Raw genomic sequence first — 6761 nt, forward strand, 5'->3', positions numbered from 1 at the left:
ATCAGGCACCTATTAAACCCTCTGCCGGTTCGGCAAACAAGCTGTTCGGGCCGGTTCCCGTGATTCGTACTTTGATAATGTCACCGATTTGCGATGCTTTTGCATCAACATTCACGGATTGAAGCCAGGGAGACCGCCCAATAAGTTGCCCAGGCATGCGCCCCGGCTTCTCCAGCAGCAAGTCTATCACCTTGCCCACACAGGATTTGGCGAAGGCCGCCTGCTGTTTCAAGAGCAGGGCCTGCAATCTTTCCAGCCGTTCGGCCTTTATTTCTTCCGGGACCTGGTCGGACAATTCAGCGCCGGGCGTGCCCGGCCGCGTCGAATATTTGAACGAGAAGGCCTGGGCGTAGTTCACTTCCTCGACGATCCTCAGCGTATCCTCGAAATCGGCATCCGTCTCGCCGGGGAAGCCGACGATGAAATCGCCCGACATCGCGATATCGGGTCGCGCTTTCCGGATGCGCTCGATAAGGCGGAGATATTCCGCGGCGGTGTGGCGACGGTTCATGGCCTTCAGGATACGGTCCGAGCCCGCCTGCACCGGCAGATGCAGATAGGGCATTAGGGCCCGCAGGTCGCGATGCGCCTCGATCAGCCCGTCGTCCATGTCACGCGGATGGCTGGTGGTGTAACGCAGGCGGGCCAGCCCCGGGATCTCGGCCAGCCGATAGAGCAGGTTGCCGAGGCTCCATTCGCGCCCATCGGGGCCTACGCTTCGCCAGGCATTGACGTTCTGGCCGAGGAGCGTGATCTCGCGCACGCCGCCATCGACGAGCCGCTGCGCCTCGTCCACGATCTGGGAAAACGGGCGGGAAACTTCCGCGCCGCGCGTATAGGGCACCACGCAGAAGGTGCAGAACTTGTCGCAGCCTTCCTGCACCGTAAGAAACGCGGTTACGCCGCGGGCGCGGATCCTGGCCTTGTCGGTCGCGGGCAGATGCTCGAACTTGTCCTCGACCGCATATTCGGTATCCACCACCCGCTGCCCGTCGCGGGCGCGTTTCAGCGCTTCCGGCAGGCGATGATAGGTCTGCGGGCCGATGACCATATCCACGGCTGGCGCGCGGCGGAGGATTTCCTCGCCCTCGGCCTGGGCGACGCAGCCTGCGACGCCGATCATCAGCTCCTTGCCGTCGGCGGCGCGCTCGTTCTTCATGTCGCGCAGCCGACCGAGCGCGGAATAGACCTTTTCGGCCGCCTTCTCGCGGATATGACAGGTATTGAGCAGGATGAGATCGGCCTCGCCCATCTCCTCGGTCGGCACATAGCCTTCGCCCGCCAGCGCATCGCTCATGCGGCCGGAATCATAGACGTTCATCTGACAGCCATAGGTCTTGATGAAGACCTTGCGGCTGTTCTGGCGCTTGGCGGCGTCTTCGCCCGCCACGGGAAGGGAAACGTGCTCGTTCATGCGAGGCTCAATACCGCAAGAAGCCCAGGATTTGAAGCGTTTCCTAAAGCTCCTCGTATTCGCGGCCACGCAGATGGCGGGCCAGCATGCGACGCAGCCTGCCGACCACGGCCTGGCTGAGATGCTTGCGGTTGTCTCCCTGGCGGAAATCGATCGTTTCGCCGAAAGCGACGTCCACGTCGATAGCCCCTTCCTTCAAGACGCCCAGAAGATGCGGCGCGAGTTCGATATCTCCCGGCCATGCGGCGATCGGACGGTGATAGCGCCCCATCGCCATGCCGTGGACGCGGGTATAGGCGATCGCCACCGGCTGCACATGGACCACGCCGCCCGGCACGTTCGGCACGGCCGCCGCCGCGGCGCCGAAGAGCGACGACTTCACCTCCAGAACGCGGTTGCCGTCGGACGTCGTCCCTTCCGGAAACAGCACGACGATCTCGCCCGCCGCCATGCGGGTGGCGATCTCGTTCACCTGCTCGCCGGTGCGCCGCTTCTGGTCGCGGGCGACGAAGATGCTCTTCTGCAGCTTCGCGAGCGTGCCGAAGACCGGCCAGTCCGCCACTTCGTTCTTGGCGATGAAGGCGACATCGGCAATCGCGCCCAGGACGAGGATATCCTTCCAGGAGACGTGATTGGCTGCCAGCATCAGCGGTCGGCGAGGCTCCAGCCGGCCATGGACATGGATGCGGATGCCGAGAAGGCGGCAGGCGATACGATGCCAGTAGCGGGGAATGTAGCGGCGGATCTTCAGATCGAAGGCCAGCCCGAGGAGCTGCAACGGCAGAAGGATCAGCGTGACGGCAAAAAGGACGACGACGATGAGGCCGATCCGCAACCAGGTGATCAATTGTCGTCCTTGTCGAGCGGGATGCCGTAAAGTTCGAGCCTGTGGCCAACCAGGCGGAAACCGTGTTCGCGAGCGATCCGCTCCTGCAGGGCTTCGATCTCCGGCGAATGAAATTCGATGACCGTTCCGGTCTTCAGATCGATCATGTGATCGTGATGTTCCTCCGGCACCGTCTCGTAGCGCGAGCGTCCATCGCGAAAATCATGCTTTTCGATAATGCCGGCATCCTCGAAAAGCTTCACGGTGCGGTAGACCGTGGAGATCGAGATGCGCGGATCGATCTTCGAGGAACGGCGATAAAGTTCCTCGACATCGGGATGGTCGTCGGACTCCTGGAGAATGCGGGCAATGATGCGCCGCTGCTCCGTCATGCGCATGCCCCGTTCGGCGCACAGCTCCTCCAGGGACTTGGGAAGGTCTGTCATGACGTCAGGCCTCGATCAGATGTTCTAAAAGACCGCGATTAGCGAAGAACGCGCTTCATGACAAGCGCCGTGGACCGCTGGCCATCGGCTCCGGAATAGTAGGCAGGCCGCTCGCCGACCTGTTGGAAGCCAAGCTTGCGGTAGAGCCCGACCGCCGCCTGGTTGCCGCCTTCGACCTCCAGGAACATGCCCTCGCCGCCCCTGTTCGCCGCTTCCCGCATGGCCGCCTGCATCAGCCGCCAGCCCAGCCCGGCACGGGCGAATTTTTCCGCCACGGCGATGGTGAGGATCTCCGCCTCGCCCGCCACCTCGCGCGCAAGCACGAAGCCGCCGAGCGGCTTGGAGAAGAAGGCATTGGTCTGGCGCGCCACGAAGCCGAAGACATTCGGCTGCAAAAGCAGGTTCAGGAACTCGCCATCGCTCCATTGCCGCGCGAAACGCTGACCATGGAGATTGGATATTTCGGGACAATCGTCGTTTTCCAGGGCGACGACTTCGAAATAGGGCTTCCAGGTGAGATAATCATCCAGCATCTGTCATCACGCAGTCATCATGCACGGGCAAGAGCGAATCCGCTTTGCGGTTTAGCATCAGGCCCGCGAAGGTAAAGCGGTTTCGGCCTTTCCTGGCCCGCGAGCTTTTCCGCGCCGAGGTGCGCGACCATGGCTATATCGAAGCGATCGCTGCCGGCTGCGGTTCCATCCGCCCAGGACCCGGTCATCCCCGCGCCCTGCGACTTCGCCAATTCGGCAACCTCGTCCGCAGAAAGGGCGGCAGGCCCGGTCAGCGGCAAGCCGTCTGCGCCGAAGGCCTGGGCGTAGATCTCATTGCGCTTGGCATCCATGGCAACGACGACCGGGTGTCCCGGATTTGCGGCAAGATGACCGCGCGCCAGCACTTCCAGCGTGGTGACGCCCACCGCCTCCACGCCGAGCGCGAGAGCGAGACCGCGAGCAGCCGCAACGCCCACCCGGATGCCGGTGAACGAGCCGGGGCCGGTCACCACGGCGATCCGTCCGACGGCATCGAGCCGCAGCCCGGCCTTTTCCAGCGCCTCGTCGACAACCGCCATCAGCCGCTCGGCATGGCCTTTGCCGATAGTCTCGGTGATTTCCGCAAGCAGCCGTCCGGCCGCGCCGTCATAGAGCGCGGCGGAGCAATCCACCCCGGCGGTATCGATAGCGAGCACGATCATCGGATGATGCTCCGAGGCTCAAAGCGCCTCGACCGCCTGCACTTCGGGAACGAAATGGCGCAGCAGGTTCTGCACCCCGTGCTTCAGCGTGGCCGTCGAAGACGGGCATCCGGAGCATGCGCCCTTCATGTTGAGATAGACGGTGCCGTCCTTGTAGCCCTTGAAGGTGATGTCGCCGCCATCCTGCGCCACTGCCGGGCGGACGCGGGTTTCGAGCAGTTCCTTGATCGTCGCGACGATGGTTTCGTCGTCCTCGTCGAAGAACTCGCCTTCCTCGTCAAATGCCTCGGCAAGCGTGGAAGCCCCGCCCATAACCGGCTGGCCGGACATGAAATGTTCCATGATGGAGCCGAGGATCGCCGGCTTCAGGTGTTGCCACTCGGCGCTATCCTTGGTGACGGCGATGAAATCGTAACCGAAATAGACGCCCGTGACGCCCGGAACGGTGAAAAGACGCGAGGCCAGCGGAGAGGTTTGCGCGTCTTCCGCGTTACGGAACTCGGCGGTGCCTTTTTCCATCACCACCTTGCCGGGCAGGAATTTCAGGGTCGCCGGATTGGGCGTGGCTTCCGTCTGAATGAACATCTCATCTCTCCTGGCCGGAACGTTTGCTATCTCCGAGCCTAAAATTTAGAATTCTTCCAAAGAAGATAAGCCTAATCAGGTTTCCGTTCAAGTGCGGCTTCCCTGTTCCAAGGTCAAGCCCATCTTCAACAAAGGGCGTCGATTTCTTCCGCCGTCAGGGTATCGGGCAGCACGGTGACGGGGATGGGAAAGGCAGCCGCCCTGCCGGCAACGGCCGAAACCAGCGGTCCCGGACCTTCCTTCGCGGAACCGGCGGCGAGCACGAGGATGGCGATATCGCGATCCTCCTCCACGAGCGCATTGATCTGCTCGGTGGCGCTGCCTTCGCGAATGACGATTTCCGGATCGATGCTGATCGTCTCACGCACCTTCTGCGCGGCCTTCGCCATCACGGCCTCCGCCTCTTCCATCGCTTCGGCGCGCATGATCTGCTCGACACCCAGCCATTGCTGGAAATCGCCTTCCGGGATGACGAAAAGCAGCACGAGGCCACCGTTGGAATTCTTGGCGCGGCGCCCCGCATAGTGGACGGCCTTCTCGCATTCCGGCGTGCCGTCGATGACGGCCATGAACTTGCGGCGGTGCCCTTCGAGCCGTGAAAGCCGTTTCGAAACCATCCCTTACCCCTATTTCGCACGTACTCGACCGAAGCAGTCGTGTTGCGGAATTTAGAGCCTTCGGCCCGAAATGAAAACCCGCCACGCGAATGCATGGCGGGCAAGTCCTTTCAACCCAGCTGACGGTCAGCGCAGGAAGCCGACGATATCGAAGACTTCCGCCATCACCTTTTCGGCACGGGCGCGGGCGCGCTCGCCGCCATCGCGCAGGATGGCGTCGATATGGGTCGTATCGTCCATCAGGCGGCGCATTTCGCCGGTGATCGGGGAGAGAACATGGACGGCGAGATCGGCAAGCGCCGGCTTGAAGACCGAGAACTGCTGGCCGCCATATTCGGCAAGCACATCGGCCTTGGACCTGTCGGCAAGTGCAGCATAGATGCCGACGAGATTGTCGGCCTCGGGGCGGCCGGCAAGCCCTTCGATTTCGCTCGGCAGACCTTCCGGGTCGGTCTTCGCCTTGCGGATCTTCTTGGCGATGTCGTCGGCGCTGTCCATGAGATTGATGCGCGAGAGGTCCGAGGGATCGGATTTCGACATCTTCTTGGTGCCGTCGCGCAGCGACATGACGCGCGGCGCCGGCCCCTCGATCAGCGGCTCGACCATCGGGAAATAGGCATGCACCGGCTCGTCGCCGACCGTGATATCAACCCCCGTGCCCGTCGCCCGGATCTTGTCCTTGAAATCCAGATTGAACTTCATGGCGATATCGCGCGCAAGCTCCAGATGCTGTTTCTGGTCATCGCCGACCGGAACATGGGTGGCGCGATAGACCAGGATGTCGGCGGCCATCAGGCTCGGATAAGCGAGCAGGCCGAGCGAGGCGTTCTCGCGGTCCTTGCCGGCCTTGTCCTTGAACTGGGTCATGCGGTTCATCCAGCCGATGCGGGCGACGCAGTTGAAGACCCAGGCGAGTTCCGCATGCTGCGGCACGGCCGACTGGTTGAAGACGATGTGCTTTACCGGATCGATGCCAGACGCGATGAAGGCAGCGGCGATCGAGCGGATCTGGCCACGCAGGTCCTCATGGACGAGCTGGGCGGTGATGGCATGCAGATCAACGACGCAATAAATGCAATCGTTGTTTTCCTGGAGCGCGACGAACTTGCGGATCGCGCCGAGATAATTGCCGAGATGGAGATTGCCGGTCGGCTGAACGCCGGAAAAGACAAGCGGCTTGAAGGTATTCATATCGTCCTCGATCAGGCTGGTGGAGGGCCCCAGGCCCGAAGGGCCATGTTGCTAACGGGCGGGCTTATGCACGGGCGGTGGGGCGGGATCAAGAGTTCCGCGATGCGCAGGCTCAATGAAATCCCAGGTGTTGCCGCAGGGACGGGGTCTCCTCGGGTCTCGCTCCGCTCGCCCGAGGGTGGCGACTCGAGTCTTGAACGGTTTCCTCGAAGACCCTGGATGACGAGTGGGCAGACTCGTCCCTTGGCGATCCTCGGGTCTTCACTTCGCTCGCCCGAGGAGGACGAGCATTTTGCTTTCGTCATCCTCGGGCTTGACCCGAGGATCGGCCGGGACACGTCGTGTGCCTCGTATTGAATTTTATAGGTGACACGCGACGTGTCCCGTTCGGCGTGTTTTTCCGCGCAACTCCGGTCCCTCTGCGGCGGCCCATATGTTGTTGATTATTAGCCGGGCCGGGTTGTGTGCGACACACGCACGCCCCGCC

At 62.4% G+C, this 6761-nt stretch carries 8 protein-coding genes; all 8 read right to left on the reverse strand.

Features of this window, described 5'->3' with window-relative positions:
* Position 1 precedes the first annotated feature (1 nt).
* The 8 genes from miaB to trpS all read right to left on the reverse strand — a co-directional run bounded on the left by miaB (position 2) and on the right by trpS (position 6274).
* Positions 2–1414: a tRNA (N6-isopentenyl adenosine(37)-C2)-methylthiotransferase MiaB gene (miaB, locus tag ACE04I_RS15725; protein WP_046794097.1), complete on the reverse strand. Its 1413-nt coding sequence runs from the start codon at positions 1412–1414 to the stop codon at positions 2–4.
* Positions 1415–1457: 43 nt separating this feature from the next.
* A complete protein-coding gene (gene olsA, locus ACE04I_RS15730; RefSeq protein WP_487207275.1) occupies positions 1458–2261 on the reverse strand; it encodes a lyso-ornithine lipid O-acyltransferase in 804 nt (267 codons plus the stop codon).
* Positions 2258–2686 carry a Fur family transcriptional regulator gene (locus ACE04I_RS15735; protein ID WP_046794095.1) on the reverse strand — a complete coding sequence of 143 codons (429 nt, stop codon included), beginning with the start codon at positions 2684–2686 and terminating at the stop codon, positions 2258–2260. The genes olsA and ACE04I_RS15735 overlap by 4 nt, the downstream gene beginning before the upstream one ends.
* A 38-nt stretch (positions 2687–2724) precedes the next feature.
* Positions 2725–3219, reverse strand: a complete 495-nt coding sequence (locus ACE04I_RS15740) for a GNAT family N-acetyltransferase (RefSeq protein ID WP_046794094.1) — start codon at positions 3217–3219, stop codon at positions 2725–2727.
* Between the two features lie 17 nt (positions 3220–3236).
* A complete protein-coding gene (gene tsaB, locus ACE04I_RS15745; protein WP_046794093.1) occupies positions 3237–3881 on the reverse strand; it encodes a tRNA (adenosine(37)-N6)-threonylcarbamoyltransferase complex dimerization subunit type 1 TsaB in 645 nt (214 codons plus the stop codon).
* Positions 3882–3899: 18 nt separating this feature from the next.
* On the reverse strand, positions 3900–4466 hold the full coding sequence (locus ACE04I_RS15750; protein WP_046794092.1) for a NifU family protein: 567 nt from the start codon (positions 4464–4466) through the stop codon (positions 3900–3902).
* Between the two features lie 125 nt (positions 4467–4591).
* Positions 4592–5083: a universal stress protein gene (locus ACE04I_RS15755; protein WP_046794091.1), complete on the reverse strand. Its 492-nt coding sequence runs from the start codon at positions 5081–5083 to the stop codon at positions 4592–4594.
* Between the two features lie 126 nt (positions 5084–5209).
* On the reverse strand, positions 5210–6274 hold the full coding sequence (trpS, locus tag ACE04I_RS15760; protein ID WP_046794090.1) for a tryptophan--tRNA ligase: 1065 nt from the start codon (positions 6272–6274) through the stop codon (positions 5210–5212).
* Positions 6275–6761 lie beyond the last annotated feature (487 nt).

The sequence above is a fragment of the Rhizobium moroccans genome, from assembly GCF_057559155.1.

What these genes read in the sequence shown, in the direction of transcription:
- miaB (WP_046794097.1), bottom strand. Translation starts at nt 1,414, where the DNA reads ATGAACGAGCACGTTTCCCTTCCCGTGGCGGGCGAAGACGCCGCCAAG.
- ACE04I_RS15735 (WP_046794095.1), bottom strand. Translation starts at nt 2,686, where the DNA reads ATGACAGACCTTCCCAAGTCCCTGGAGGAGCTGTGCGCCGAACGGGGC.
- ACE04I_RS15740 (WP_046794094.1), bottom strand. Translation starts at nt 3,219, where the DNA reads ATGCTGGATGATTATCTCACCTGGAAGCCCTATTTCGAAGTCGTCGCC.
- tsaB (WP_046794093.1), bottom strand. Translation starts at nt 3,881, where the DNA reads ATGATCGTGCTCGCTATCGATACCGCCGGGGTGGATTGCTCCGCCGCG.
- ACE04I_RS15750 (WP_046794092.1), bottom strand. Translation starts at nt 4,466, where the DNA reads ATGTTCATTCAGACGGAAGCCACGCCCAATCCGGCGACCCTGAAATTC.
- ACE04I_RS15755 (WP_046794091.1), bottom strand. Translation starts at nt 5,083, where the DNA reads ATGGTTTCGAAACGGCTTTCACGGCTCGAAGGGCACCGCCGCAAGTTC.
- trpS (WP_046794090.1), bottom strand. Translation starts at nt 6,274, where the DNA reads ATGAATACCTTCAAGCCGCTTGTCTTTTCCGGCGTTCAGCCGACCGGC.